At 60.8% G+C, this 26,612-nt stretch carries 26 protein-coding genes; 24 read left to right on the top strand and 2 right to left on the bottom strand.

Annotated elements, in window-relative coordinates:
* The first annotated feature begins 31 nt into the window (after positions 1 to 31).
* From aspS to ACX5K5_RS08675, 3 genes are all read left to right on the top strand, one after another.
* Positions 32 to 1,825: an aspartate--tRNA ligase gene (gene aspS / locus ACX5K5_RS08685; protein ID WP_441663935.1), complete on the top strand. Its 1,794-nt coding sequence runs from the start codon at positions 32 to 34 to the stop codon at positions 1,823 to 1,825.
* 149 nt (positions 1,826 to 1,974) lie between these two features.
* A complete protein-coding gene (locus ACX5K5_RS08680) occupies positions 1,975 to 3,093 on the top strand; it encodes a hypothetical protein (protein ID WP_188686064.1) in 1,119 nt (372 codons plus the stop codon).
* Positions 3,086 to 3,415, top strand: coding sequence for a PadR family transcriptional regulator (locus ACX5K5_RS08675; protein ID WP_188686062.1), 330 nt, complete (start codon positions 3,086 to 3,088; stop codon positions 3,413 to 3,415). Before ACX5K5_RS08680 ends, ACX5K5_RS08675 begins: the two co-directional genes overlap by 8 nt.
* On the opposite strand, the gene dtd is transcribed toward ACX5K5_RS08675, so the two are convergent.
* Complete coding sequence (gene dtd / locus ACX5K5_RS08670) at positions 3,412 to 3,849, bottom strand: D-aminoacyl-tRNA deacylase (RefSeq protein ID WP_096257773.1); 438 nt, start codon at positions 3,847 to 3,849, stop codon at positions 3,412 to 3,414. The two genes, ACX5K5_RS08675 and dtd, sit on opposite strands and share 4 nt — an antisense overlap.
* Before the next feature lie 97 nt (positions 3,850 to 3,946).
* Between dtd and ACX5K5_RS08665 the strand changes: the two genes are divergently transcribed.
* The 14 genes from ACX5K5_RS08665 (at position 3,947) to nusB (ending at position 16,702) form a co-directional block, all read left to right on the top strand.
* A complete protein-coding gene (locus ACX5K5_RS08665) occupies positions 3,947 to 5,320 on the top strand; it encodes a replication-associated recombination protein A (RefSeq protein ID WP_346059371.1) in 1,374 nt (457 codons plus the stop codon).
* Positions 5,321 to 5,510: 190 nt separating this feature from the next.
* Positions 5,511 to 6,134 (top strand): 30S ribosomal protein S4, encoded by a 624-nt coding sequence (gene rpsD, locus ACX5K5_RS08660; protein WP_096257772.1) that lies wholly within the window; start codon positions 5,511 to 5,513, stop codon positions 6,132 to 6,134.
* A 124-nt stretch (positions 6,135 to 6,258) separates the two neighbouring features.
* A complete protein-coding gene (locus tag ACX5K5_RS08655) occupies positions 6,259 to 6,630 on the top strand; it encodes a DUF948 domain-containing protein (RefSeq protein ID WP_188686059.1) in 372 nt (123 codons plus the stop codon).
* An 11-nt stretch (positions 6,631 to 6,641) separates the two neighbouring features.
* Positions 6,642 to 6,851: a hypothetical protein gene (locus ACX5K5_RS08650; RefSeq protein WP_096257770.1), complete on the top strand. Its 210-nt coding sequence runs from the start codon at positions 6,642 to 6,644 to the stop codon at positions 6,849 to 6,851.
* A gap of 19 nt (positions 6,852 to 6,870) precedes the next feature.
* Positions 6,871 to 9,561 (top strand): alanine--tRNA ligase, encoded by a 2,691-nt coding sequence (alaS, locus tag ACX5K5_RS08645; RefSeq protein WP_459174301.1) that lies wholly within the window; start codon positions 6,871 to 6,873, stop codon positions 9,559 to 9,561.
* The gene (gene ruvX / locus ACX5K5_RS08640; RefSeq protein ID WP_096257768.1) at positions 9,554 to 10,027 is read left to right on the top strand and encodes a Holliday junction resolvase RuvX; all 474 of its coding nucleotides are present in this window, start codon (positions 9,554 to 9,556) and stop codon (positions 10,025 to 10,027) included. Before alaS ends, ruvX begins: the two co-directional genes overlap by 8 nt.
* A gap of 33 nt (positions 10,028 to 10,060) precedes the next feature.
* Positions 10,061 to 11,410 (top strand): endolytic transglycosylase MltG, encoded by a 1,350-nt coding sequence (gene mltG / locus ACX5K5_RS08635; protein ID WP_442346388.1) that lies wholly within the window; start codon positions 10,061 to 10,063, stop codon positions 11,408 to 11,410.
* Positions 11,407 to 12,237, top strand: coding sequence for a shikimate dehydrogenase family protein (locus tag ACX5K5_RS08630; RefSeq protein ID WP_459174300.1), 831 nt, complete (start codon positions 11,407 to 11,409; stop codon positions 12,235 to 12,237). Before mltG ends, ACX5K5_RS08630 begins: the two co-directional genes overlap by 4 nt.
* Before the next feature lie 29 nt (positions 12,238 to 12,266).
* A complete protein-coding gene (gene aroC / locus ACX5K5_RS08625) occupies positions 12,267 to 13,466 on the top strand; it encodes a chorismate synthase (RefSeq protein WP_096257765.1) in 1,200 nt (399 codons plus the stop codon).
* Positions 13,467 to 13,961 carry a shikimate kinase gene (locus tag ACX5K5_RS08620; RefSeq protein WP_096257764.1) on the top strand — a complete coding sequence of 165 codons (495 nt, stop codon included), beginning with the start codon at positions 13,467 to 13,469 and terminating at the stop codon, positions 13,959 to 13,961.
* 62 nt (positions 13,962 to 14,023) lie between these two features.
* The gene (gene aroB, locus ACX5K5_RS08615) at positions 14,024 to 15,115 is read left to right on the top strand and encodes a 3-dehydroquinate synthase (RefSeq protein WP_346059369.1); all 1,092 of its coding nucleotides are present in this window, start codon (positions 14,024 to 14,026) and stop codon (positions 15,113 to 15,115) included.
* A gap of 2 nt (positions 15,116 to 15,117) precedes the next feature.
* Entirely contained in the window at positions 15,118 to 15,648 is a 531-nt protein-coding gene (locus ACX5K5_RS08610) for a tol-pal system YbgF family protein (protein ID WP_096257762.1), read from the top strand.
* An 83-nt stretch (positions 15,649 to 15,731) separates the two neighbouring features.
* Positions 15,732 to 16,292 (top strand): elongation factor P, encoded by a 561-nt coding sequence (gene efp, locus ACX5K5_RS08605; protein WP_096257761.1) that lies wholly within the window; start codon positions 15,732 to 15,734, stop codon positions 16,290 to 16,292.
* Positions 16,292 to 16,702, top strand: coding sequence for a transcription antitermination factor NusB (gene nusB, locus ACX5K5_RS08600; RefSeq protein ID WP_096257760.1), 411 nt, complete (start codon positions 16,292 to 16,294; stop codon positions 16,700 to 16,702). Before efp ends, nusB begins: the two co-directional genes overlap by 1 nt.
* A 67-nt stretch (positions 16,703 to 16,769) precedes the next feature.
* Here the strand turns inward: nusB and ACX5K5_RS08595 are convergent, their stop codons facing one another.
* Positions 16,770 to 17,465, bottom strand: coding sequence for a class I SAM-dependent methyltransferase (locus tag ACX5K5_RS08595; RefSeq protein WP_459174299.1), 696 nt, complete (start codon positions 17,463 to 17,465; stop codon positions 16,770 to 16,772).
* Positions 17,466 to 17,898: 433 nt separating this feature from the next.
* On the opposite strand from ACX5K5_RS08595, the gene pyrR reads away from it, so the two are divergent.
* The 7 genes from pyrR to pyrF are packed head-to-tail and all read left to right on the top strand — an operon-like array spanning position 17,899 to position 26,515.
* Positions 17,899 to 18,468, top strand: a complete 570-nt coding sequence (gene pyrR, locus ACX5K5_RS08590) for a bifunctional pyr operon transcriptional regulator/uracil phosphoribosyltransferase PyrR (protein ID WP_096257759.1) — start codon at positions 17,899 to 17,901, stop codon at positions 18,466 to 18,468.
* Positions 18,465 to 19,427 carry an aspartate carbamoyltransferase catalytic subunit gene (locus ACX5K5_RS08585; RefSeq protein ID WP_459174298.1) on the top strand — a complete coding sequence of 321 codons (963 nt, stop codon included), beginning with the start codon at positions 18,465 to 18,467 and terminating at the stop codon, positions 19,425 to 19,427. The genes pyrR and ACX5K5_RS08585 overlap by 4 nt, the downstream gene beginning before the upstream one ends.
* A gap of 10 nt (positions 19,428 to 19,437) precedes the next feature.
* Positions 19,438 to 20,739, top strand: a complete 1,302-nt coding sequence (locus ACX5K5_RS08580) for a dihydroorotase (RefSeq protein ID WP_096257757.1) — start codon at positions 19,438 to 19,440, stop codon at positions 20,737 to 20,739.
* Positions 20,732 to 21,241, top strand: a complete 510-nt coding sequence (locus tag ACX5K5_RS08575; RefSeq protein WP_459174297.1) for a PH-like domain-containing protein — start codon at positions 20,732 to 20,734, stop codon at positions 21,239 to 21,241. Before ACX5K5_RS08580 ends, ACX5K5_RS08575 begins: the two co-directional genes overlap by 8 nt.
* Complete coding sequence (gene carA, locus ACX5K5_RS08570) at positions 21,242 to 22,411, top strand: glutamine-hydrolyzing carbamoyl-phosphate synthase small subunit (protein ID WP_459174296.1); 1,170 nt, start codon at positions 21,242 to 21,244, stop codon at positions 22,409 to 22,411.
* Entirely contained in the window at positions 22,411 to 25,689 is a 3,279-nt protein-coding gene (gene carB / locus ACX5K5_RS08565) for a carbamoyl-phosphate synthase large subunit (RefSeq protein ID WP_096257754.1), read from the top strand. Before carA ends, carB begins: the two co-directional genes overlap by 1 nt.
* The gene (pyrF, locus tag ACX5K5_RS08560; protein WP_459174295.1) at positions 25,682 to 26,515 is read left to right on the top strand and encodes an orotidine-5'-phosphate decarboxylase; all 834 of its coding nucleotides are present in this window, start codon (positions 25,682 to 25,684) and stop codon (positions 26,513 to 26,515) included. The genes carB and pyrF overlap by 8 nt, the downstream gene beginning before the upstream one ends.
* Positions 26,516 to 26,612 lie beyond the last annotated feature (97 nt).

Genomic DNA, 26,612 nt, shown 5'->3' with positions numbered 1-26,612 from the left:
TTTCTAGTCTCAACCGACCGAAAGGATCGTAGTGCTACGCACTCATCAGCTGGGCGAACTTCGCGCCGAGCACATTTCACAGCAGGTCACCCTCACCGGTTGGGTTGCGCGTCGCCGCGACCACGGTGGCGTGGCGTTCCTCGATCTGCGCGATGCCTCTGGTTTCGCCCAGGTAGTCGTACGTGATGAAGAGGACTTCCACCCGCTGCGCAATGAATTCGTGTTGCAGATCAAGGGCACCGTTGAGCGTCGCCCGGCGGGCAACGAAAACCCGAACCTGCCGACCGGCGAGATCGAGGTGATCGCCGATGAGGTGATCGTGCTGAACACCGCAGCCCCGCTTCCTTTCCAGATCGATGAGCACGTTGAGGTCGGCGAGGAGGCGCGTCTGCGTCACCGCTACCTTGACCTGCGCCGTCCGACCCCGACCCGCAACCTGCGTTTGCGCTCCGAGGTCAACCGTGCCGCGCGTAACCTGCTGCACGATGAGGGCTTCGTCGAAATCGAAACCCCAACGCTGACCCGTTCCACCCCGGAAGGCGCCCGCGACTTCGTCGTGCCGGCACGCCTTTCCCCGGGCTCCTGGTACGCCTTGCCACAGTCCCCACAGCTGTTCAAGCAGCTGTTGCAGGTCGGTGGCTTTGAAAAGTACTACCAGATCGCTCGTTGCTACCGCGATGAGGACTTCCGCGCGGACCGCCAGCCAGAATTCACCCAGCTGGATATCGAAGCCTCGTTTGTTGAGGAAGACGACATCATCGACCTCGGTGAGAAGCTGGTCAAAGAAATCTGGTCGTTGATCGACGTGCAGGTCCCCACCCCGATCCGCCGCATGGCGTACTCCGAGGCGATGGCCAAGTACGGCAGCGACAAGCCAGATCTGCGCTTCGGTCTGGAATTGACCGAAATGACCGAATACTTCTCGAACACTTCCTTCAAGGTGTTCCAGTCCGCGTATGTCGGTTCCGTGGTCATGCCAGGTGGCGCATCCCAGCCACGACGCACCCTAGATGCTTGGCAAGAATTTGCTAAGCAGCGCGGTGCCAAGGGTCTTGCCTACGTCCTACTCAAGGAAGATGGCGAGCTGGCTGGTCCAGTGGCGAAGAACCTGTCCGACGAGGAGAAGGCCGGCTTGGCCGAGGCGACCGGCGCGAAGCCCGGCGACTGCATCTTCTTCTCCGCGGGAGACAAAACCGAATCGCGTGCACTGCTTGGCGCGGTCCGCGTGGAAATCGGTCACCGCACCGGTCTGATCAAGGACGGCGACTGGGCTTTCGTCTGGATCGTTGACGCACCAATGTTCGAGCCAGCTTCCGCCGCCGTAGCCTCCGGCGACGTGGCAGTGGGTGCCGGCGCATGGACCGCCGTGCACCACGCGTTCACCAGCCCGAAGCCCGAGTTCATGGACACCTTCGACACCGATCCGGGTTCGGCCCTGTCCTACGCGTATGACATCGTCTGCAACGGTAATGAAATCGGTGGCGGTTCGATCCGTATCCACCAGCGTGACGTACAGGAACGTGTCTTCAAGCTGATGGGCGTGTCCGACGAGCAGGCGCAGACCCAGTTCGGCTTCCTGCTGGAGGGCTTCAAGTTCGGCGCCCCTCCACACGGCGGCATTGCCCTGGGCTGGGACCGCGTACTGCAGTTGCTTACCGGTTCCGAGTCGATCCGCGACGTCATCGCCTTCCCGAAGACCGGCGGCGGTTTTGATCCGCTGACCGCTGCTCCTGCGCCGATCACCCCGGCACAGCGCAAGGAAGCCGGCATCGACTTCAAGCCAGAGAAGAAGGTCGAAGAGACCGTCAAGGCCGAAGCTAAGTAGCCTTCGGTCGCTTCAAGAAGCCGGATGGAACGCACTTTCGCGTTCCATCCGGCTTCTTTTTTGCATCAAAGTCGGTCAAGAGATGGATTAATGATGATTTTAATACTAGGTTATTTTTCAACCTAGATATTTCGATCCAAGGAGACCGTTTGGCCTCGGCAGAACCGGACGGCATCATCGAGCGATACCCGGAAAGCGACCGCGCATGGGCGCAGGACTTCGGCCTGGCCATGTGGCTGAATGACCTGACTGATTCGCAGAGCGATCAAGAACTGGAAAATGCGTTGGCTGCCATCCGAGATAGCGGCCAAGGTGCAGAAGATCTCTTTGGCGATCCAAGCGAATACGGCGAAGTCCGGTCCTACGCGCGATTGACGCCGCAACAGCTCGCGGATTCGGAGATGTCGATCAACAGCAGTGTGTTGCTACTGGCTGGTTTTGGCCTTGTGGTTGGCCTACTGTGCGCCGGTTTTGGAACTTGGGTCGGGTTCCGTGATGGATGGGCTTCGAATTCGTGGCACTATTGGCAGCTTGCCGCCTTGAGCGCAGGCACAGGAATCGCATTATCCGGGCACCTGTGGTGGCTCTACCGGTTGAAAGGCAGGTTCGCCCGATCATGGACGCTGGGTTTGGCAGGAATAGTGGTTTCCATCGCAGCGGCTGCGATCATCGCAGTACTCGGCGGTGAAGAAGCCATGCAACTGCCCAACTGGCTAGCGCCGATCCTCGGGATCGCACTGGCCGTCGGTGTCTTTTGGCTACCATTCAATAAAGAACCTGCAGCACCGCGTAACTGCGCCTCAGCTTTCACCGATCCAGAGACCTGGTTTGCCGAATCCACACGTTTGTTGCGCGGACGCTACGGAATGCGGGGTAAAGAAGCGGCATCTGCATTGGAGCCTGCCCGCGAGCACTGGTCGAATATGAGCGTGGAAGGCGGTGAGGCAACAATTGTCGAAGAATTCGGTACGCCGGGCGAATTCACCATAGGACTCGGAGTCAACACCGCAAATGCGCTGAAGCGACGCTGGTTGATGCGCCGCTTGCTGCCACTGGCATTAGTAGTTTTATACGGCACAAGCCTCCTGCCGGAGGTGCTTGCCCCGGACCGCAGTGGCTGGGATATTTTCTTCGGAGTTTGCATTCTGATTTATGCAGTAATTACGCTCTACGAGTTACGCTCCGCAAATCGCGCGGAATACGTGCAATCGAAACTTGCCGAAAGGCGCGCCCACGCCCGCGGTCTGGAAGAAGGCCGCGATGAGTAAGGATTCACCATTTCCCGGCAGCTGGCAACGAGCCATGCTACCGATGCTTTTGTTGGCTGAATTATCTACGGGGCACGCCCACGGTTACGCCCTGTCCAAATCCCTGCAGGACCGCGGTTTTGGGCCGATCAAGGGCGCAACGCTCTATCCCGCATTAGCGAAGTTGGAAGCATCGGGACTCGTTGAAACCCGATGGGAAGAAGGGCAAGGCGGGCCGGGGCGGAAGGTCTACGAACTCTCGGATTCCGGCTATGCCGAGCTAGAAAGCCATCGCGCAAACTTCGATATGCTCGCGCAGCTGGTGAGAACTACCGGACGCTAAGCCAGCTCCGCCGAATCAACGATCACGGTGAACGGGCCGGTGTTTGTCAGCGACACGTTCATCATCGCGCCAAATTTTCCGGTCGCAACCGTGGCTCCCAACTCACGCAGGTAGCGCACGAAGTACTCGTAGAGCGGCTCGCTGATCGGGCCGGGTGCCGCATTTGACCATGAGGGCCGCCGCCCCTTGCGCACCGAACCGTAGAGCGTGAATTGGCTGATCACCAGCAACGGTGCATCAGTTCCGGCCGCCGAGGTTTCATCTTCTAAAATGCGCAACTGCCAGATTTTCTCCGCAACCTTGCGCGCGGTGTCCTGGTCATCGTCGTGCGTCACGCCCAAAAGAATAACCAGCCCCGGGGCATCTAATTTGCCGACAACTTCCCCTTCGACCTCGACGTGGGCGTTGCTGGCAACCTGGATGACGGCGCGCATAGGGCAGGGTCCTTTCAAAAGGTGGTGGGTGGTGGGTGGTGGCGGTGAAGTGTTGAGCTGCACCGCGCAACTATCAGAATATCGGTAGGCTGGGTCTGTGAACGATTTGCTGGATGCCCTGGATGACGGTTCGATCAAGCGGCCGCGCCCACCCCTTGCGGTACGTATGCGCCCCAAGACGCTAGATGAACTGGTCGGCCAAGGCCACCTGCTGGGCCCCGGCTCGCCGTTGCGGCAACTCGCCGAACATCCCGAAACCGGTTTGGCCGGGCCTGCCAGTGTGATCTTGTACGGCCCGCCAGGTATTGGCAAGACCACCATCGCCCACGTGATTGCGCGCGCCACGGACCGTAAATTTGTGGAGCTTTCGGCAATTACCGCCGGGGTGAAAGATGTCCGCCGAGTGATCGAGCAGGCCAAGGATGACCGCGATCTACGCGGGGTGACCACGGTGCTTTTTCTCGATGAGATTCACCGCTTTAACAAGGCTCAGCAGGACGCATTGCTTCCCGGGGTCGAAAATCGGGTGGTGGTGCTGGTCGCTGCCACCACCGAAAACCCCTCCTTTTCGGTGATTTCTCCGCTACTCTCGCGCTCCTTACTGCTGACTCTGCGCCCGCTGACCGATGCGGATCTCGCGCAGCTCCTTGATCGTGCGGTGGCGGACGAGCGAGGTTTTGACGCGCAGGTAATCCTTCCCGAAACGCAGCGAGACGCGATCGTCCGGCTGGCCCAAGGCGACGCCCGGCGTTCCTTGACGGTGCTGGAAGCCGCCGGGGCGGTGGCCTGGAACGCTTCCGGGACAAAGCCGGAACCGCCGATCGAAATCCAAGACGAACACGTCCAGCTCGCCATGGATCAAGCGGTGCAACGTTATGACAAGGACGGGGACCAGCACTACGACATCATCTCCGCGTTCATCAAATCCATTCGCGGCTCCGACGTAGATGCCGCCCTGCACTATTTGGCGCGCATGCTCTCCGCGGGGGAGGACCCGCGGTTTATCGCCCGCCGGCTGATGATCAGTGCCAGCGAGGACATCGGCATGGCCGACTCCAGCGCACTGCCGCTGGCCGTAGCCGCCGCCCAATCGGTAGCGCTGATCGGCATGCCCGAGGCGCGGCTGATCCTTGGGCACGCCACCGTGCACCTGGCCACCGCGCCGAAATCAAACGCCGCCTACACCGCGGTCAACGAGGCCATCGCCGACGTGAACGCAGGCAAGGGCTCGCTGGTCCCAGACCACCTGCGCGACGCCCACTATCCGGGAGCTAAGCAGTTGGGCCACGGGGTCGGCTACATTTATTCGCACGATGCCCCGCATTCGATCGCCAGCCAGCAGTATCTGCCCGACGATCTGCTCGGCACCAACTACTACCGTCCCACGGCCAACGGCACCGAACGCACGTTGAGTGATCGACTGGCAAAGCTACGGGAGATCATTCGCCGTAAAGACAAGAAGAAACGATAGCGAGCTACGTTACAACGGGCCTGGCTGGCCCCTGCATTCGTGTAGACTTGATCTTTGGCTGGCAAGCTAAGTTGCGCCCGCGAGTAATCGCAGGGGTAACAAGGTTGCAGTGGTTCAGGGGCGCGACGCCCCAACACTCTCCGTCCCGGAGGCCAGTAGATCCCGTCGCTAAAACGAAAAGGACACACTTATGGCTAACGCCCGTGCCCGCCGTACCGTGCGCCTCTCGCGCGCACTCGGCCTTGCCCTGACTCCAAAAGCTGAAAAGTACATGGAGCGTCGTCCCTACGGTCCCGGCCAGCATGGTCGCGCCCGCAAGAAGCAGGACAGCGATTACGCGGTACGTCTGCGCGAAAAGCAGCGTCTTCGTGCCCAGTACGGCATCCGCGAAGTTCAGATGCTTAACGCTTTCAAGGAAGCAAAGCGCCTCGGCGGCCAGACCGGTGACAACCTGTTGGCACTGCTCGAGTCCCGTCTAGACGCTCTGGTTCTGCGTGCAGGCTTCGCCCGCACCATCCAGCAGGCTCGTCAGCTAGTTGTGCACCGCCACATCCTAGTTAACGGCCAGCGCGTGGACCGCCCATCGTTCAAGGTGCAGCCGGGTCAGCTGATCCACGTGCACGAAAAGAGCGAGAAGATGGTTCCTTTCCAGATGGCAGCAGCCGGAGAGCACGCTACCGTGCTTCCAGCAGCTCCTGCTTACCTGGACGTGAAGCTGGAAGCCTTGCAGGCTACCTACCTGCGCGCTCCTGAGCGTGCAGAGATCCCAGTGACCTGCGAAGAGAACCTCGTGGTCGAGTACTACGCACGCTAAACTTAGTGTGTGTTTGGTGGCCCGCAACCGACTCGGTTGCGGGCCACTGGCTTAACTACCTTTAATCGCCTCCGGTTCGATAAGGTGGACTGGCAGCAAGCACCCAAAGCAGAAGAGGAAGCACATGTCGGGTTCGGATATTGCAGGGCTCATCGCGGCCGGCGTCTTTGCCATCTTGGTGGCACTGTTGGCCGTACCAATTATCAAGTTGGGCAAGGTGTTTGATGAGCTTCGCAACTCGATCAAGGACCTCTCCGACGGGACCACTCCGCTGATCGGCGAGGTTGTTAACACGGTGGCCACGACCAATGACCAGCTCAAGAAGGTCGACGCGATCACCTCAAACGTCTCCGATGCGAGCGCCAACGTCTCCGCGCTGTCCTCCTTGGTGGCAGCCACGGTGGGCAAGCCACTGATCAAGGTCGCAGCTTTCACCTCGGGTGTGAAGGCAGCGATGAACGCGAATGCCAGCGGCAAGGGCCGCCGTAGCCGTTAGGGGAGACTAGAATGAAGAAGCTTTTGTGGGTTGTTATTGGCGTGGGCGTCGGAGTCCTCGCCACCAAAAAATACACCGAAGTATCCTCCGGGGCGGCGCTAAACCGTCAGGTCGGTAAGTATGCCGATCGCATCTCGGAGGTAGTGGGAGCATTCCGTGAGGGAATGAACTCCCGCGAAGTAGAACTACGTTCCGCCTTAGGCGTGGACACCGCTAAGTGAAGGGACCATCCGTAACACGATGAAAACGCAGGAAATTGCACGCCGCTGGGTAGACTTCTTCGTCTCCAAGGGGCACACGGCGGTACCCAGCGCGTCGCTGGTCTCATCTGACCCTTCGCTGCTCTTTACGGTGGCCGGCATGGTCCCGTTCATCCCTTACCTCACCGCACAGGAAGAGCCGCCCTACACGCGCGCTACCTCGGTGCAGAAGTGCATTCGCACCGGTGACATCGAAGAGGTCGGTAAGACCTCACGTCACGGCACCTTCTTCCAGATGTGCGGCAACTTCTCCTTCGGCGATTACTTCAAGCGCGAAGCGATCCACTTCGCCTGGGAACTGCTCACCGGTTCGATCGAAGACGGTGGCTACGGGCTAGATAAGGCTCGTCTCTGGGTCACCGTCTACGAGGACGGCGACGAAAAAGACACCGAAGCTCGCAGCATCTGGGAAGACGAGATCGGCATGCCTTCCGAACGCGTAGTCGGCACCGGCAAGGAAGATAACTACTGGAACACCGGCCAGCCCGGCCCCGGTGGCCCCTGCTCGGAAATCTACTACGACCGCGGCCCGGAATACGGTGTGGATGGTGGCCCGGCCGTCGACGAAACCCGTTTTGTCGAAATCTGGAACCTCGTCTTCATGCAGTACCGGCTTTCCGCGGTACGCTCCAAAACCGACTTTGATGTTGCCGGCGAACTGCCCAAGCGCAATATCGATACCGGTCTGGGTCTGGAACGTCTGGCAATGATCTTGCAGGGCGTGGAGAACATGTACGAGACCGATCAGCTGCGTCCGGTGCTCGACAAGGCCGCGGAACTCGCCGGCATCGTATACACCTCCACCGAGGACCCGGCAGACCCGAACCACGCCAACGACGTGCGCCTGCGCATGATCGCTGACCACACTCGCTCCTCGCTGATGCTCATCTCCGATGGTGTCACCCCGGGTAACGAAGGCCGCGGCTACGTACTGCGCCGACTGATCCGCCGTGCCGTGCGCGCGCTGCGCCTGATGGGCGTGGACACCGCGGTTCTGCCAGAGCTGCTGCCGGTCTCGCGCGACGCGATGAAGGGTGTCTACCCAATCGTCGCCGAAGACTTCGAACGTATCGCACGCATCGCCTACGCAGAGGAGCGCGCCTTTAGCCGCACCATCGCCTCGGGCACCATCCGACTGGACGACGCGCTGAAATCCGCTCAGGCCGAAGGACACAACCTCTCCGGAGATGACGCCTTCACCCTGCATGACACCTTCGGATTCCCGATCGACCTGACCTTGGAAATCGCTTCCGAGGCGGGGCTTGCGGTAGATGAGAAGCGCTTCCGCGAACTGATGACCGAACAGCGCACCCGCGCCCAGAAGGACGCCAAGTCCAAAAAGGGTGGGCACGCTGATCTGAGCGTATTTAACCAGTTGGCGCAGGCCGGCAAGGTCAACTTCACCGGTTATGACACGCTCGTGGGTGAATCAAAGATCCGCGGTATCGTTTCCAACGGTGCGGTGGTGAACTACGCCGAGCAGGGTCAAGAAATTGAACTGGTGCTCGACGAGACCCCGTTCTACGCCGAATCTGGCGGCCAAGCCGGCGATATCGGCTTGATCACCGGCGACGGCTTTGTCCTTGAGGTCACCGACGTGCAGGCTCCGGTGAAGGGGCTGAACGTGCACAAGGTGATCGTGCGCGAGGGTGAACTTCCCGCCGACGCGCTGGTGCGCACCCAGGTAGATGCAATCCGTCGCCACTCCGGTGAGCAGGCCCACTCGGCCACCCACCTGGTGCATGCCGCGTTGCGTCAGTTACTTGGCGACACCGCCACCCAGGCCGGTTCTTTCAACAAGGCTGGCTACCTGCGCTTTGACTTCTCCTGGACCGAGGCACTCTCGGCCCAGGCACGTACCGAGGTTGAGGAGGTCGTGAACCTCGCGATCGCCGCCAACCACCAGGTGGTCACCAACGAGATGGCTTTGGCCGAAGCGCAGCAGCTGGGCGCGATGAGCCTGTTCGGTGAAAAGTACGGCAGCGCGGTGCGCGTCGTTGAGATGAACGGCGCCTGGTCCCGCGAGCTCTGCGGTGGCACCCACGTGCCAACCACCTCACGCATCGGCCAGCTCACCTTGCTCTCCGAAGCCTCTGTCGGTTCGGGCAACCGCCGCGTCGAAGCACTGGTAGGCATGGAGGCGTTCCGTCACGGAGCGGCCGAACGTGCCCTAGTTTCCGAGCTGTCAGGCCTCTTCCGGGTGCCTTCAAATCAGGTTTCCGAGCGGGTCAATGACACCGTGGCGAAGTTGAAGGCAGCGGAGAAGCAGATCGCCGAGCTGAAGAGCCAGGCGATGCTCGCACAGTCGGCAAAGCTGTTGGAGAAGGTCGAAACCATCGGCCAAACCCGGCTCTTGGCGCACAATGCCGGGACCATCGATTCGGCCGATGCGCTACGCACCATGGCGTTGGATCTGCGTGGCAAACTTGGTAGCGAAGCGGCTGTCATCGTGCTGATCGGCGAGTCAAGCTCCCGTCCGCTGGTGCTCGCAGTGACTAACGATGAGGCCCGCAGCAACGGCTTTAAGGCCGGCGCGCTGGTTCGCACCGCAACCGGGGTACTCGGAGGAGGCGGCGGCGGCAAGGACGATATGGCTCAGGGCGGCGGCCAGGACGTGTCAAAGATCGATGACGCGCTGGCAGCAATTCGGGCGGCACTTGCCAATGGCTAATATTGCGTTCGGCGTCGACGTGGGCCTGGCCCGCGTCGGCGTCGCCGTGTCCGATCCCTCCGGAATCCTCGCCACCCCGGTGATGACACTGCGCAGGGACCTGAAGAAAAACTCTGATCGACGCATGTTATTACGCATGATCGTTGACCGGGGCGTGTCCGAGGTATTCATCGGCGAACCGAAATCACTGGCCGGAAACTCAACCGAATCCACAAAAATGGCTCGTGACTACGCGATTGCCTTGGCGGAAGAGGCAAATGAGGCTAAAATCGAGGTTGGAATTTTTTTGGTCGATGAGCGTTTGAGCACGGTCAGTGCCCATCGTTCATTGCATGCCTCAGGTCGCCGCATGCAAGATCACCGCCAGGTCGTTGACCAGGTGGCAGCCGTCGAAATCCTGCAACAGGTGCTTGAAATGCGTCGCAACTCCGTGCGTGTGCAAGCCAGCCGTATCGTGTTGAAATAACGGCGCGACGCGAGAAACCACTTGGGAGAATTAATGCGAGATGAAGCCCGCCGCAAACGGCAGCGTGAAACCCACTCCGAGCTTTACGCACGTTTTGCTGCCGGGCAACGCTCGGTTTTACCCGAGGCTTCGAGCCCGGAACTGACCGGCGGAGGAGTGTATCTTGACGCCGACGCTGGCGCGCCAGAGCACTCTGCACCGGAATCCGCGCCGGTCGCACAGGATTTCTCGCAGCCCGAACCCGAGTACCACGACGAGCCCGGCACACAACAGGCGTTGCGTGCCGGCTCGGCCGGCCACGGTGGCAAGGCGCGCAAAAAGCGTAGCAAACGCCGCCGTAACTTGGTGATGCTGGCAACTTTCCTGATCTTTGCCGTGGTTGTCGCCGGATCTTTCTACTTCATTCGCTCGCTGTACAAGCAGTTTAACCCCGATGATTACCCGGGTCCTGGCGGCCAAGCGGTGGAATTCACCGTGGAAGACGGCTGGGGTCCGGCCCTCATTTCGCGCAAGCTTGATGACCTGGACGTCGTGGCCAGTGACAAGCTGTTCATGTCGGCCATCGACAATTCGGATGCCAAAAGCAAACTCATCCACCCCGGCACCTACCTGCTCAAGACGCAGATGTCCGCCGCGGCTGCCGCGGACGAGCTGATCGACAAGCGACCGGATAAGGTCTTTTACGTCGGGCTGAAGGCAAATATGCGCCTGAGCGCTACGTTGGAAGAGATTGCCAAGGGTTCGGGCCTGAAGCTTGAAACCCTTCGTAAACTGGCTGATCAGCCAGAAAAATTCGGGCTACCCAGCGAATCAACAAACCTTGAAGGCTGGCTGCACCCCGGAGAATACCGCTTCCCGTTGGACACCAAGGCCGACGAGGTACTGACAACCATGGTTGACTCCACCAAAAAAGCGTTGACCGATGCCGGCGTCAGCGACCTGAGCGAAGGCTATCAGGCGCTAAAGATCGCCTCTATTTTGCAGGCCGAAGCCACCCCGAAGGATTACGAGGTCGTTTCCGGAGCCATCCAGAACCGGCTGGACCCAAATAATAACGAAACTCATGGGCTGCTGCAGACCGACTCCACCGTGATTTATGGGCTGAACCGCTATTCGCTGCAGTTCACCAAAGCGGAGAAGAAGGACGCTAGCAACAAGTACAACACCTACGTACACACCGGCCTGCCGCCGACTCCGATCGGATCCCCGGCCACCTCGGCGATCAACGCCGCGGTGAACCCACAGGATAACGGCTTCTACTATTGGGTCACCGTGAACACCCAAACCGGTGAGACGAAATTTGCCTCCACCTATGCGGAACATCAGGTGAACCACGCACAGTTCAGCGCCTGGTGCGACGCAAACCCTGAGGTATGCAAATGATGCGAGCGGCGGTGCTCGGCCAGCCGATTAGCCATTCCAAATCGCCGATCCTGCACCGGGCCGCCTATGCGTTGCTCGGCGCAGACATTAACTACGAGGCGATCGAGCTGACTCCCGCCGACGCTGGAGAATTCGCGCAACAGCTGCGTGCCAACCAGTGGGCCGGCTGTTCGGTGACGATGCCGCTCAAAGATGTCTTCGTGCCACTGATGGACGAGGTGTCGGACCGCGTGGCCCGGCTCGGTGCGTTGAACACCATTGTGGTATGCCGCGATGGAAGACTCTACGGAGAAAATACGGATGTTGATGGGATCGTGTTGGCCTTGGCCGACGCGGGCGTGCGGCACAGTAGCCAGGCCACCATACTTGGCGCGGGAAATACCGCGCTGGCAGCTATTGAGGCGACCGCCGAACTGGGCACTACCGAGCTGAAACTTGTGGTCCGTGACCCGGCCCGCGCTAGCCTCGCCATCTCCTTGGCCCAAGAACTTGGAATGCGCGTTGAGCTCGTCGAAGTTAATTCGTTTGACGAGCTCGGAATTATCGCCGATCCACTGGTCATCAGCACCTTGCCGCCGCGTGCGGCGGACAGTTGGGTGGCGCCATTAGGCGCCGGGCGAGGCATCCTGCTGGACGTCGCTTATGACCCTTGGCCCAGCGAGCTGGCGCAGAACTGGGCTGGAACGGTGATTTCCGGGCTTCATATGCTGGTGCATCAAGCGGTGGAACAAGCCCGTTATTTCAGCGCTTTACCCTTTGATGAGCTAACCCGTGAACGCGTCACAAATGCGATGTATCACTCACTTGGGCTTCATCGACGCGGTTAAAGAAGCCATGTCATGGCAAAATAGAATCCATGTTGCGTTGGTTGACGGCGGGCGAATCACACGGCCCGGCACTCGTTGGAATTCTTGAAGGTCTACCCGCCGGAGTCTCGGTGGACAGTGAAGTGGTGCGCGATGCGCTCGCTCGGCGACGTCTTGGCTACGGCCGAGGCGCGCGAATGAAATTTGAAAAGGATCAGGTCAGCTTCCTCGGTGGCGTGCGCCATGGCAAAACCCAGGGCGGCCCGATCGCCATTGAAATCGGGAATACCGAATGGCCTAAGTGGGAGCGCGTGATGAACGCGGACCCGGTAGACCTCGACGAACTGGCCTCGATGGCGCGTAACGCCCCATTAACCCGGCCACGTCCGGGCCATGCCGATTTCACCGGAATGCAAAAGTACGGGTTCGACGATGCACGTCCGGTCCTCGAGCGTGCTAGCGCGCGAGAGACCGCTGCCCGCGTCGCCCTCGGCTCGGTAGCCCAAGCCTTCCTGGCCGGCCTTGGCATCGAACTTGTTTCACACACCACCGCTATTGGTGCGGTCGCCGCTCCGGTTGATGCGCCGCTGCCAACCTTGGCCGACGTGGACGCACTGGACGCCGATCCACTGCGTTGCTTCCATGGCGAAACCAGCGCGGCAATGGTTCTTGAGGTCGATGACGCGCATAAGGCAGGGGAGACCCTCGGCGGTGTGGTTGAGGTGCTCGCCTACAACCTGCCTCCGGGCATCGGCTCCTACGTGCACTGGGATCGCCGCTTAGACTCGCGTCTGGCCGGAGCCCTGATGGGTATTCAGGCCATCAAGGGTGTTGAGGTCGGCGACGGTTTCCTTACCGCAGCGCGACGCGGTTCGGCCGCGCACGATGCAATTATCCCCGCCGAATCCGGCGGAATTAAGCGTGAAACCAATCGTGCCGGCGGCATCGAAGGCGGCATGAGCATCGGCGAGGTACTGCGTGTACGCGCCGCCATGAAGCCGATCGCCACAGTGCCCCGCGCGCTAGCCACCATCGACACCGCCACCGGTGAAGAAACCACCGCGCACCATCAGCGTTCGGACGTCTGTGCAGTTCCGGCCGCCGGAGTGGTCGCCGAGGCGATGGTCGCACTGGTACTGGCGCAGTCGTTGCTAGAAAAGTTCGGCGGCGACTCGCTGAATGAAACTAAGCGCAATATCGACAGCTACCTGGCGAATATTCCTGCCTCGCTGGGCTCGACCGGGGTCTAAATGATTTACCTGATTGGTCCGATGGCCAGCGGCAAGTCCACCGTGGGCAGGTCGCTGGCTAAGGCCTTGGGCACTAGTTTTGCCGATTCCGACGTGCATATTGTCGCCCAGCATGGGTCGATCGCACAGATTTTTGCCGAGCACGACGAGGCCTACTTCCGTGACCTTGAGGTGGCGGCTCTGGCGCAATTACGTGCCGGGGTGATCGCCACCGGTGGCGGCGCGGTATTGCGCGAAGAGAATCAACAAGTGTTACGCGGCGGCACGGTCATCTACTTAGCGATGACTTTAGAGACCGCTAAGCGTCGCCTCGCGGGGGACACGCACCGCCCACTGCTCGCTGGTGACCAAACCCTCACCACCTGGTCCCGGCTCTACGAGACCCGCCAAGAAATTTACGAAAACCTTGCTGATCTGACCTTACAGGTTGATAATTTGAGTCTCGCGCAGCTCGTTGAGGCGATCGAGTCGCATGTGATTCACGCCACGAGATAGCAAAACCTACAGCGCTCCCGCGTACGCTGGATAGATCAGCACCATCAGGAGGAACGTCAAGGATGCCACTCGCACCAACCACACTTCAGGTCACCGGAGCCACCCCAGCGGAGTCATATCCGGTCATGGTCGGTAACGGCTTACTGGGAGAATTGCCCGAACTTTTGGGTCCGGCAGTTAAGAAGGTTCTGGTCATCCATCCTCGCGCCCTGCGCGCCACCGGTGACGTCGTTCGCGACGACCTGGAAAAAGCCGGGCTTACCTCGCTGACCGCTGAAATTCCCGATGCCGAAGAGGGCAAGCACATTCAAGTTGCCTCCTTCTGTTGGGAAGTACTGGGCAAGAACGACTTCACCCGCAGCGACGCAATTGTCGCCGTGGGCGGCGGAGCGGTCACCGACCTCGCAGGCTTCGTGGCCGCCACCTGGCTGCGTGGGGTGAAGGTGATCCACGTGCCAACCTCGCTGTTGGGTATGGTCGACGCCGCCGTGGGCGGCAAAACCGGTATCAACACCGCCGAGGGTAAAAACCTCGTCGGTTCCTTCCACCCGCCGGCGGGTGTGCTGGCGGATCTTGATGCGCTAGCCACGCTGCCTAAGCACGAACTGGTCACCGGCCTCGCCGAAGCAGTGAAGTGCGGGTTCATCGCCGATGAGCGCATCTTGGAACTGATCGAAGAAGATCCCGAAGATGCGATCCGCGCCGACAGCGACCGGTTACGCGAAATTATCGAACGCACCATCGCGGTGAAGGTCGAGGTGGTTTCACGCGACCTGAAGGAAGCGGGGGACCGCGAGTTCCTGAACTACGGCCACACCCTGGCCCACGCGATCGAATTGTCCGAGCGTTACAACATCCGCCACGGCGCGGCAGTGTCCATCGGGCTGTGCTTCGCCGCAGAGCTGGGCCGTTCGGTGGGGCACACCCCCGACGCGGTCACCGAACGGCACTTCAGCATCCTGAAGTCCTTGGGCTTGCCTACCAGCTACCGCAACGACAAGTGGATGGCGCTGCTAGACGGCATGAAGCGCGATAAGAAGACCCGTGGTGATCAACTACGTTTTGTAGTGCTCGACGCCATCGGCAAACCACGTATTTACGAGGTGCCGGATAACTCGCTGTTATTCGCCGCCTACCAGGAAATCGGAGAGTAAGCATGAGCGAATTCACCGCATACGCCATTGACGTCGCATCGGTAAACCACGAAGGCGTGGGCACCTCCATCGACGGAGTATTGATTGACCCGAACACTCTGCGTCCCTTCATCAACGATGAACAGGCCGCCGATCGTTCGATGGCCAATGGCACGCCTACCGACCAAGTGGTGATCCACATGGCTCGTGGCGAGCTCGCGCTGGCCGGTAATCTGATTGCCGAATCACGTTTTGAAGACCCAACCAATGCGCACTTACGCGTGTTGGACACCGAGCTGACCCGCTTGCAAGGTGATTTCGATCGCGCTATCAACCGCTTGCGCAAGCTGGTGGATGAATTTTCGGGCACCTACTACGAGCCGCTGATGCAGCACCACCTGGGCATGTCATTCTTCGCAAAGGGTGACTACAAGGCAGCGGTAACCCGGTTCCGCACCGCATTGGAGCAGCGCCAGCAGATGGGTTCTTCGCAGCATTTGCTCAACGCGTCGGCCGGTTGTTTACGACTGGCCGAGGAACGTGCACAAAATTAGTCATTAGCGCAGTTTGCTATAGTGATAAATGGATTTTTGATAATGCCGGTGTATGCCGGCAAAAAATAGAGGATTGAGGACCCGTGGCGGATACAACTGACATCAAAAATGGTCAGGTCATCAAGATTGACGGCCAGCTTTTTACCATCATCGACTTCCAGCACGTTAAGCCAGGCAAGGGCGGCGCTTTCGTCCGTACCAAGATGCGCAACGTGATGTCCGGAAAGGTCTTGGATAAGACCTACAACGCCGGCACCAAAATTGAGCTGGCCACCGTTGACCGCCGCGATTACCAGTACCTCTACCAGGATGGCGAAGACTACGTCTTCATGAACCTGGAAGACTACGACCAGATCACCGTTTCCGGAGTCACCGTGGGAGACGCAGCAGGCTACCTGCTGGAGAACCAGGAGCTGACCATCGCAATGTACGACGGCAGCCCACTGTACCTGGAACTGCCAGCATCCGTCGTTCTGGAAATCACCTACACCGAGCCGGGCCTGCAGGGCGACCGCTCGTCGGCTGGTACCAAAAACGCAACCCTGGAGACCGGTCTGGAAATCCAGGTTCCATTGTTTGTTGAGCAGAACACCAAGGTGAAGGTTGATACCCGCACCGGCGATTACCTGGGACGTGTCTCCTAGTGAGGGCCCGCGCTAAGGCGCGACGTCGTGCACTTGAGTTTCTTTTTGAAGCCGAGGCCCGCGACGTTGATGCGCTTAGTGTAGCGATCGGCCGCCGCGACAATTCTGACATCGTGCTTAACGAGTACTCGCTGACAATCCTTGAGGGCGTTATGGCCCACCTGGACCGCATCGACGAGGTGCTTGAAAGCTACGTTAAGGGCTGGACCATCGAGCGTATGCCGGGCGTTGACCGCATGGCGCTGCGCATCGGTGTCTGGGAAATCCTGTACAACGACGACGTTCCGGACGCGGTTGCCGTGGCCGAAGCGGTCGTGAACGTACGTGAACTATCCACCGACGAATCTCCAGAATTCGTCAACGGTGTGCTCGGACGCATTCAGAGCGTCAAGGACACCCTGATCGACTAATCCTCGACTTCATAATCTACCGAGAGCCGGAACCTGCTGGGTTCCGGCTCTCGGTATTTAAATACGCTTAACGCAGCACGAAGAAGATGAAACTCACAAAGGCATCACGGTCCTTTAAATTCTCCGGAACCAGTTCATCCGGTGCCTCCTTGGAGTAGGGCGGCTCGCTGATCAGCTCGATGCTGAATCCGGCCCTCGCAAAGGCGTCGGACATTGCATGCAGCGGACGGTGCCAGTAGGTCAGGCTGCCTTGCTGACCGTCAAATTCGAGCTCATCGGTGTACCTGGTGGTCTTAAAGTACTGGACACCCTGATGAGTCAGCGGGTACAGCAATGGGTGGTTCACCGAGATTAGCAAGCGTCCGCCAGGTTTGAGCACACGCCGCAGCTCGGCCAGTGGAGCGCTCCAGTCTTGCAGATAGTGCAAGACCAAGGAGGCGCAGGCATCGTCAAAACTATTCTCGGCGTAGGGCAGAGGCTCGCTTAGGTCCGCGCACTTCAGCTGGGCCTGCGCGCCGAGCCTGCGTCGGGCGATATCGAGCATGGCTTGACTGGCATCAAACCCGTGGACCGTGGCCCCACGTCGGAGCAATTCTTCGCTGAGCACCCCGCCGCCGCAGCCGACATCAAGAATCGTTTTACCTTGCACTTGCCCGGCGAGCTTGAGCATCGCCGGGCGCTCATAGTAGGCGTTGAGCAGGCTGGTTTCATTTTCGGCGTTATACGCCTCGGCGAAGGTGTCGTAGTTGGTGTCTTGACTCATGTGGGCAAACCGATCCATTTCCTCGCAGGTCGCTGATTCTCCGAGGCTAACAGCCATGCCGGTGCGTGAGCTTCGAAAATCTTGCCGGTCAGCTGGTAGTTCTCACGTAGTTCTGGTTTTGTTACGTGAGTGTGTGTCTGGCGTGAGCGGGAAACCTTGAGGAGCTACATCACACTATGGCGTACCTGCTTACCCCTACCAGTGTGCTCAAATCGACAGGTAGATGGTCATCGAGCGTGACAAAGAGCGCGAATTAGCGCACTTTGCGGGGGATCGTGAGAGCGCGCGGATCATCCTGTGAAAGAAGTCATAGGTCATTCACGGGTATGCATAGGTTTCCGCTAGGGAATGATGGCCGGATCATGATAATTTGAACTAGCAATATTCCTTTAAATCCCGTCCCGTGAGGCGGAGAAGGGAGAGGTGCACACCGATGAATGAAAATTCACAGCACGATGTGGCTCGCACGGTTTTGACCGGCGAAGACATCGAACGTGTACTGACCCGTGTGGCCTTCGAAATTATCGAAGCCAACAAGGGCACCGAAGATCTGGTGCTGCTAGGCATTCCGAGCCGCGGTTATCCGCTGGCCCAACGCCTAGCACAACGCATCGCCGCTTCGACGCCGAACCAGCTGGACCCCGCGTCGCTGGTCGGACAGCTGGACATCACCATGTACCGTGACGATCTGCGTCACTCCACCACCCGCACCCCGGCGCCTACGCGCCTGCCTGCCGGTGGCATCGACGGCAAGGTCGTCGTACTGGTGGACGATGTACTCTATTCCGGACGCACCATTCGCGCCGCGCTGGACGCGCTCTCGGACTGGGGACGGCCGCGCATTGTGCGACTGGCTGTGCTCATTGACCGCGGGCACCGCGAGTTGCCGATTCGTGCGGACCACGTAGGCAAAAACCTGCCCACAGCAAAAAGCGAAAAGGTGCGCGTGCACCTGGCCGAAATCGACGGAAGCAACGAAGTCATCATCGAGGCCAGCGCATGAAACACCTGCTATCCACCGCGGACTTGAGCCGCGAAGAAGCCATCGCGATCCTGGACATCGCCGAAGAAATGCGCGAAACCGGCACCCGGCAGGTCAAAAAGCTTCCGGCGTTGCGTGGCCGCACCGTGGTGAACCTGTTTTTTGAGGACTCCACCCGCACCCGCATCTCCTTCGAAGCCGCCGCTAAGCGCTTGAGCGCCGATGTGATCAACTTTTCGGCCAAGGGCTCCAGCGTGTCCAAGGGCGAATCGTTGAAGGACACCGCGCAGACGCTGCTGGCCATCGGCGCGGACGCGGTAGTGATCCGCCACCCTGACTCCGGGGCACCGGCACGCCTGGCGGCCACCGACTGGATCGGGCTGCCGATCGTCAACGCCGGGGATGGCACCCACGAACACCCCACCCAGGCGTTGCTCGACGCGTTTACGCTGCGCCGCCAGCTGGCGCTGCGCGAGGGCGTCTCTCCGCTAGGCCGGGGACTGGACGGGCTGAAGGTCGCGATCGTCGGTGACATCCTGCACAGCAGGGTGGCCCGCTCAAATTTGTGGCTACTGAACACGCTCGGCGCATCGGTGACCATGGTCGCCCCGCCGACGCTGCTGCCGGTCGGCGCGAGCGCTTGGCCGTGCAAAATTAGTTACTCGCTGGACGCGGTGATCGAATCCGGGGTGGATGCGGTGATGATGCTGCGTGTGCAAGGCGAGCGGATGCGGGCAGCGTTCTTCCCGAACCCACGCGAATACTCGCGCTACTGGGGGCTGGATGACACCCGACTCAAAGCGCTTGAAGCCAAGGGGCACGACACGCTGATCTTGCACCCTGGCCCGATGAACCGCGGTCTTGAAATATCCTCGGCTGCCGCCGATTCGCCAGCGTCGATGGTCCTGGAACAGGTCACCAACGGCGTTGCGGTCCGCATGGCAAGCCTCTACATGCTGCTTTCCGGCGACCTGATCTAAGGAACCTAAGATGAAGTATTTGATTCGACAGGCCGCCGTTCTCGGCGGTCAAGCTACCGACGTGCTAATCATTGACGGCAAGATCGCACAGCTCGGTGAACTCAGCGACGCCGAGGCTACGGTGATCGAAGCCGCCGGGCTGGTATTGCTGCCGGGGCTCGTTGACCCGCATACGCACCTGCGCGAACCGGGCCGTGAAGATGCCGAAACCGTGGAAACCGGTTCCCAGGCCGCGGCTCGCGGCGGTTACACCGCGGTGCACGCGATGGCCAATTCCACCCCGGTGGCAGATAACGCCGGCGTCGTCGAGCAGGTTTACGAGCTGGGCCGCAAGGCTGGCTGGGTGGATGTTCGCCCGGTCGGTGCGGTGACCGTAGGACTGGGCGGGCAGCAGCTCTCCGAGATCGGCGCGATGGCAGATTCCCGCGCGAAAGTGCGGATGTTCTCAGATGACGGGATCTGTGTCTCCGATCCGCTGCTGATGCGCCGTGCGCTGGAATATGTGAAGGCCTTCGACGGGGTGATCGCCCAGCACGCCCAAGAACCACGGCTCACCGAGGGTGCCCAAATGAACGAGGGCGAGGTGTCCGCGGTGCTCGGCATGACCGGCTGGCCGGCGGTCGCCGAAGAATCGATCATCGCCCGCGACGTGCTGCTTGCAGAACATGTCGGCGCACGCTTGCACGTGTGCCACGTGTCAACCGCCGGATCGGTGGAGATTATCCGCTGGGCCAAGGCCCGCGGCATCGCCGTCACCGCCGAGGTCACCCCACACCACCTGTTGCTGACCGATGAAAAGGTGAAAACCTTTGATCCGGTGTACAAGGTCAACCCGCCGCTGCGCCGCGAAGAAGATGTGCTGGCGCTGCGCGCGGGCGTCGCCGATGGAACCATCGACGTGATCGGCACCGACCACGCCCCGCACCCGAGCGAAGCGAAGGACTGCGAATGGGGTGTCGCGGCCATGGGCATGACCGGGTTGGAAACCGCGCTGTCCATCGTGCAGCACACGCTGGTTCAGACCGGGCTGCTTTCCTGGGCCGACGTGGCGCGGATTACCTCGTTCACCCCGGCGAAGATCGGCAGCCTAGCAGATCAGGGCCGCCCGATCGCCGTAGGTGAACCGGCCAACCTGACCTTAGTGGACCCGGCGGCACGCTGGATCGTGGACCCGTTCACGATGGCCACCAAGGGGCGCAACTCACCGTTTGCCGGGATGGAGCTGCCAGGTGCGGTGCGCGCCACCTTCTTCCACGGTCACCCCACCGTGCTCGACGGTGCGCTGGCTACCCCGCGGGTGGCTAATGACTAGCGGGGAGCTCACCAGCGTGCTGGTCACGATCGGGATCGCGGTACTTTTTTGTGCGCTGATCCTGATCGGCTGGCGCAATATGAAACGACGACAGACCGACATTCCGGCGCCTTATGCCGGGTTCGACGACGAGCCTGAACACCAGTTCACCGGCATGTACGTGGCCACCACCCGGTATGAAGACTGGTTGGATCGGATCGCCGTCCATCAGCTCGGAGTGCGTTCAAACGCCACCTTGGAACTGGGTAGCGGCGGGGTGCATCTGCTCCGTCCGGGCACCACCGACCTGCACATTCCGTGGAACGCGTTTGTGAAGGTGGCCCGGTCCGCCGGCATGGTCGGCAAGTTCGTCGAACGTGACGGGCTGATCGTGATCACCTGGACGAAGGATGATTTCACCTTCGATACCGGATTCCGTCCTCGCTACCACGAGGACACCGCAAAGATTTATCAGTTGCTGGCGTCGCACCAAGCCGACGCGGCCGAGCAGGAGACAGACTAAGTGAATTCCCTGAGCAACCTACCAGCAGTGTTGGTACTCGAAGATGGCCGCATCTTCCGTGGACGTAGCTACGGCGCCGTAGGCACAAGCCTTGGCGAAGCAGTGTTCACCACCGGAATGACCGGGTACCAGGAAACATTGACCGACCCTTCCTACGCGCACCAGATCGTCGTGCAGACCTTCCCACACGTGGGAAACACCGGCGTGAACAGCGAAGACCCGGAGTCCACTCGGATGTGGCCGGCCGGCTATGTGGTGCGCGACGCGGCCCGACGCCCCAGCAACTGGCGCAGCGAACGCACCTTGGATGAAGACCTGGTCGAATACGGCATCGTCGGTATCCGCAACGTGGATACCCGCGCGCTGACCCGTCACCTGCGCGACGCCGGGGCAATGAAGTCCGGCATCTTCTCCGGTGAGGCCGCCGCACAGCCCGAGACCGAACTGATCGCCGCCGTCAAGGCGCAGCCAGCCATGGCCGGACGGAACATCTCCGCCGAGGTTTCGGTAGCTACCGCGTATACCGTGGAACCGGCCGATCACGGATTTAGTGGCGCACCACTGCACACCGTGGCCGCCGTGGACCTGGGCATGAAGTCGATGACCCCGCACCGTCTGGCCGAGCGTGGCCTGCGCGTACACGTTTTGCCGTACAACGCGACACTGGAAGAAATCAAGGCCACCGGCGCCACCGGAGTGTTCTTCTCCAACGGCCCCGGTGACCCGGCGGCAGCTACCGCACAGGTGGAACTGGTTCGCGAGGTACTCGACGCCGGCATGCCATACTTCGGCATCTGCTTCGGCAACCAGATCCTGGGCCGCGCACTGGGTTTTGACACCTACAAGCTGCGCTTCGGACACCGTGGAATCAACCAGCCGGTTATGGACAAGTCCACCGGCCGGGTGGAGATCACCAGCCAGAACCACGGCTTCGCCGTCGACGCACCGCTTGAATGCGCCGTCACCGCACCGGTGGAACGCTTCGGCAAGGTGGAAGTCTCGCACTTCTCGCTGAACGACCACGTGGTGGAGGGCCTGTCCTGCCTGGACATCCCGGCCTTCTCCGTGCAGTACCACCCGGAGGCAGCATCCGGTCCCCACGATGCCGCCTACCTCTTTGACCGTTTCGTTTCCGCGATGGATTCCGCCGCAGATAAGGACAGCAAGTAATGCCTAAGCGCACCGATCTCACCTCAGTACTCGTCATCGGTTCGGGCCCGATCGTCATCGGCCAGGCGGCCGAATTTGATTACTCCGGCACCCAGGCACTGCGGGTGCTCAAGGAGGAGGGCCTGCGGGTCATCCTGGTGAACTCCAACCCCGCCACCATCATGACCGACCCGGAATTCGCCGATGCCACCTACATCGAGCCGATCACCCCGGAGGTCGTGGAGAAGATCATCGCCAAGGAACGCCCCGACGCGATCCTGCCGACCCTGGGCGGGCAGACCGCACTGAACACCGCCATCGCACTGGACAAGGCAGGCGTGCTTGAAAAGTACAACGTCGAGCTGATCGGCGCGAATATCGAGGCCATCGAGCTGGGCGAGGACCGCGAGAAGTTCAAGGGCGTCGTGGAGCGCTGTGGCGCCGAATCGGCGAAGTCACAGATCGTGCACACGCTGGAGGAGGCTTTTGCCGCCGTCGAGATTCTGAACTACCCGGTGGTAGTGCGCCCTTCGTTCACCATGGGTGGACTTGGCTCGGGCATGGCTTATGACGCGCAGGATCTGCGCCGTATCGCCGGAGCGGGCCTGCAGTACTCGCCGACCACCGAGGTGCTCCTGGAGGAGTCCATCCTGGGGTGGAAGGAATACGAGCTGGAAATGATGCGCGACAAGAACGACAACGTCGTCGTCGTGTGTTCGATCGAAAACTTCGACCCGGTCGGCGTGCACACCGGCGACTCGATCACCGTCGCCCCGGCGATGACGCTGACCGACCGCGAATACCAGAACCTGCGTGACATCTCCATCGCGGTCATCCGCGAGGTGGGCGTGGACACCGGTGGCTGTAACATTCAGTTCGCGATCGAACCGGACACCGGACGAGTGGTTGTCATCGAGATGAACCCACGCGTCTCGCGTTCCTCGGCGCTGGCCTCCAAGGCCACCGGCTTTGCGATCGCGAAGATCGCCACCAAGCTCTCGCTGGGTTACACCCTGGACGAGATTCCAAACGACATCACGCAGAAGACCCCGGCCTCCTTTGAGCCGGCGCTGGACTATGTGGTCGTGAAGGTCCCACGCTTTGCCTTCGAGAAGTTCCCGGCAGCCGATAAGACGCTGACCACCACCATGAAGTCCGTGGGCGAGGCGATGGCGCTGGGCCGCAACTTCACTGAGGCCCTGCAGAAGGCGTTGCGTTCGCTCGAGCAGAAGGGCTCGGAGCTTTCCTTCGAGCCGATTCCGGAAGAAGAGCATGAGGCGGTGCTGGCCTCGATCGTGAAGGGCTCCACCGAGCGCCTCTCGCTAGTGCAGCGTCTGCTGTTCTCCGGGGTCTCCATCGAGAAGCTCTTTGAAACCACCGCGATCGACCCGTGGTACCTGGATCAGCTGGCGCTGATCAACGAGACCGCACAAATGATTGCGGCGAATAAGGACCTGTCCGAAGAGGTCTTGCGCGAAGCGAAGCGCCACGGTTTCTCCGACGCGCAGATCGCGGCGCTGACCGGTAAGCCTGAAGCGGTCATCCGCGGAATCCGTCACGCGTTGGGTGTGCGCCCGGTCTTCAAGACCGTGGACACCTGCGCGGCCGAGTTCGAGGCGTTCACCCCGTACATGTACTCGACCTACGACGAAGAGACCGAGGTTGTCGCCCACGAGAAGCCCTCGGTAATCATCCTGGGTTCCGGTCCAAACCGGATCGGCCAGGGCATCGAATTTGATTACTCCTGCGTGCACGCGGTGATGGCCTTGCGTGAAGCAGGCCACGACACCGTGATGATCAACTGCAACCCGGAAACCGTGTCTACCGACTATGACATTTCCGATCGTCTCTACTTTGAGCCGCTGACCTTGGAAGACGTGCTGGAAATCATCCACGCGGAAGAAGCGACCGGCGGAGTACTCGGGGTGTTCGTGCAGCTTGGCGGTCAGACCCCGCTGAAGCTCGCAGCCGAGTTGAAGGCAGCCGGCGTGCCAATCCTGGGTACCTCCCCGGAGGCCATCGACCTCGCCGAGCACCGTGGCGCCTTCCAGCAGGTGTTGGATAACGCCGGGCTGATCGCCCCGAAGAACGGCACCGCGGTGTCCTTCGCCGACGCGAAGAAGATCGCCGACTCGATCGGCTACCCGGTCTTGGTGCGCCCTTCCTACGTGCTGGGCGGACGCGGTATGGAGATCGTCTACGACGAGGCGCACCTGGAACGCTACATCGCCAACGCCACCGAAATCACCGTGGACCACCCGGTCCTAGTGGACCGCTTCCTGGAAGACGCCATCGAGATCGACGTGGACGCCCTGTTCGACGGCACCGACCTGTACGTCGGCGGCATCATGGAGCACATCGAGGAGGCCGGCATTCACTCCGGCGACTCGGCCTGCACCTTGCCTCCGATCACCCTGGGCCCAGACGTGCGTGACCGCGTGGCAGCCGCCACGCGCGCCATCGCCGACGGTGTGGGCGTACGCGGTCTGATCAACATCCAGTTCGCGCTCGCCTCAGATATTCTCTACGTGATCGAAGCGAACCCACGCGCCAGCCGTACCGTGCCATTCACCTCGAAGGCTACCGGCGTACAGCTGGCCAAGGTCGCGGCATTGATCGGCGTGGGACACACCATCGCCGAACTGCGCGGCAGCTCCCTGCCGGCTACCGGAGATGGCACCCACCTGCCAGATTCGGCGCCGATCGCGGTGAAGGAAGCGGTGCTTCCCTTCGCTCGCTTCCGCACCCCGGAGGGCAAGGTCGTCGACTCGCTGCTCGGCCCAGAGATGCGCTCCACCGGCGAGGTCATGGGTATCGACAAGTACTTTGATACCGCCTTCGCCAAGTCCCAGGCGGCGGCGAACAACCCGCTGCCTACCGGCGGCAAGGTATTTGTTTCGGTGACCAACCGTGACAAGCGCTCCATCGTGATCCCGGTCAAGCACCTGGCGGACAACGGATTTGAGATCCTGTCCACCGGTGGTACCGCAGAGGTACTGCGCCGCAACGGCATCCCGACCCAGGTGGTCGGCAAGGTCCATGAGGGCGGCGAGTCCATCGTTGATCTGATCAACGCCGGGCAGATCGGCCTGATCTTGAACACCCCAACCGGCTCCGAGGCACGCGGGGACGGCTACGAGATCCGCGCCGCCGCGGTGTCGGTGGGCACCCCAATTATCACTACCGTCGCCGAGTTTGGTGCCTGCGTGCAGGCTATCGACGCGCTACGTGAGTACGAGTGGGATGTCACCAGCTTGCAGGTGCACGATCAGAACCTGCGCGGTGCGCGTAATGCCTAACTTCGGAACCCGCCTTCGGGCGGCGATGGAGGCCTCCGGGCCGCTGTGTGTGGGAATTGACCCGCACCCGGCGTTGCTTCAGGCGTGGGGGCTGGAAAACAGCCCCGCTGGGGTGCGATCTTTCTCACTGACCGTGGTGGAAGCCATGGTTGGTGTGGCAGCAATTTTGAAGCCTCAGGTCGCGTTGTATGAGCGCTTCGGGTCCGCAGGATTTGCGGTTTTGGAGGAAACTCTCAGCTTGGCAAAATCTGCGGGAATATTAACCCTCGCAGATGCTAAGCGTGGCGACATTGGTTCGACCATGGCGGCCTATGCCACGGCATGGTTGGACGATGCTTCACCGCTGGCTTCGGACGCGGTGACGCTCAGTCCGTACCTCGGTTATGAGTCGCTTCGTCCGGCCATTGATCTGGCCGCGCAGACCGGTCGTGGAGTGTTCGTTTTGGGGCTCACCTCGAACCCTGAAGGGCCCTCTGTGCAGCACGTTGGCGGTGAAAAGTCGGTTGCAAAATCGATTATTGACCAAGTCATCGCAGAAAATGCGGGCGCTGAAGATATGGGCCACGTGGGTCTGGTGGTAGGCGCAACCATTGGCGATGCACCGGCGAAACTGGGCATCGATCTGAGTGCAACGAAGGCGCCATTGCTCACCCCTGGGCTCGGTGCCCAAGGGGCCACGGCACGTGATATCGCCGCCGCATTTGCCGGTAGCTATTCACAAGTACTGGGTACCAGCAGCCGGGACATCCTCAAGGTGGGGCCAAGTGTAAACGCCTTGCGGGCGAAAGCGGCGCAAGTTCGTGATGAATTATTGGCCGCGGGCTAAATAACTAGCACAATCGCGTTGTGGCTACTACAGTCTCTGGTAGCCACAACGCGATTACTCTTGCAAAATGCGCGTTTGATCGCTATGTTCACTCTCA

Source organism: Glutamicibacter bergerei (assembly GCF_054495185.1).
This window is presented reverse-complemented; position numbering and strand designations above follow the sequence as displayed.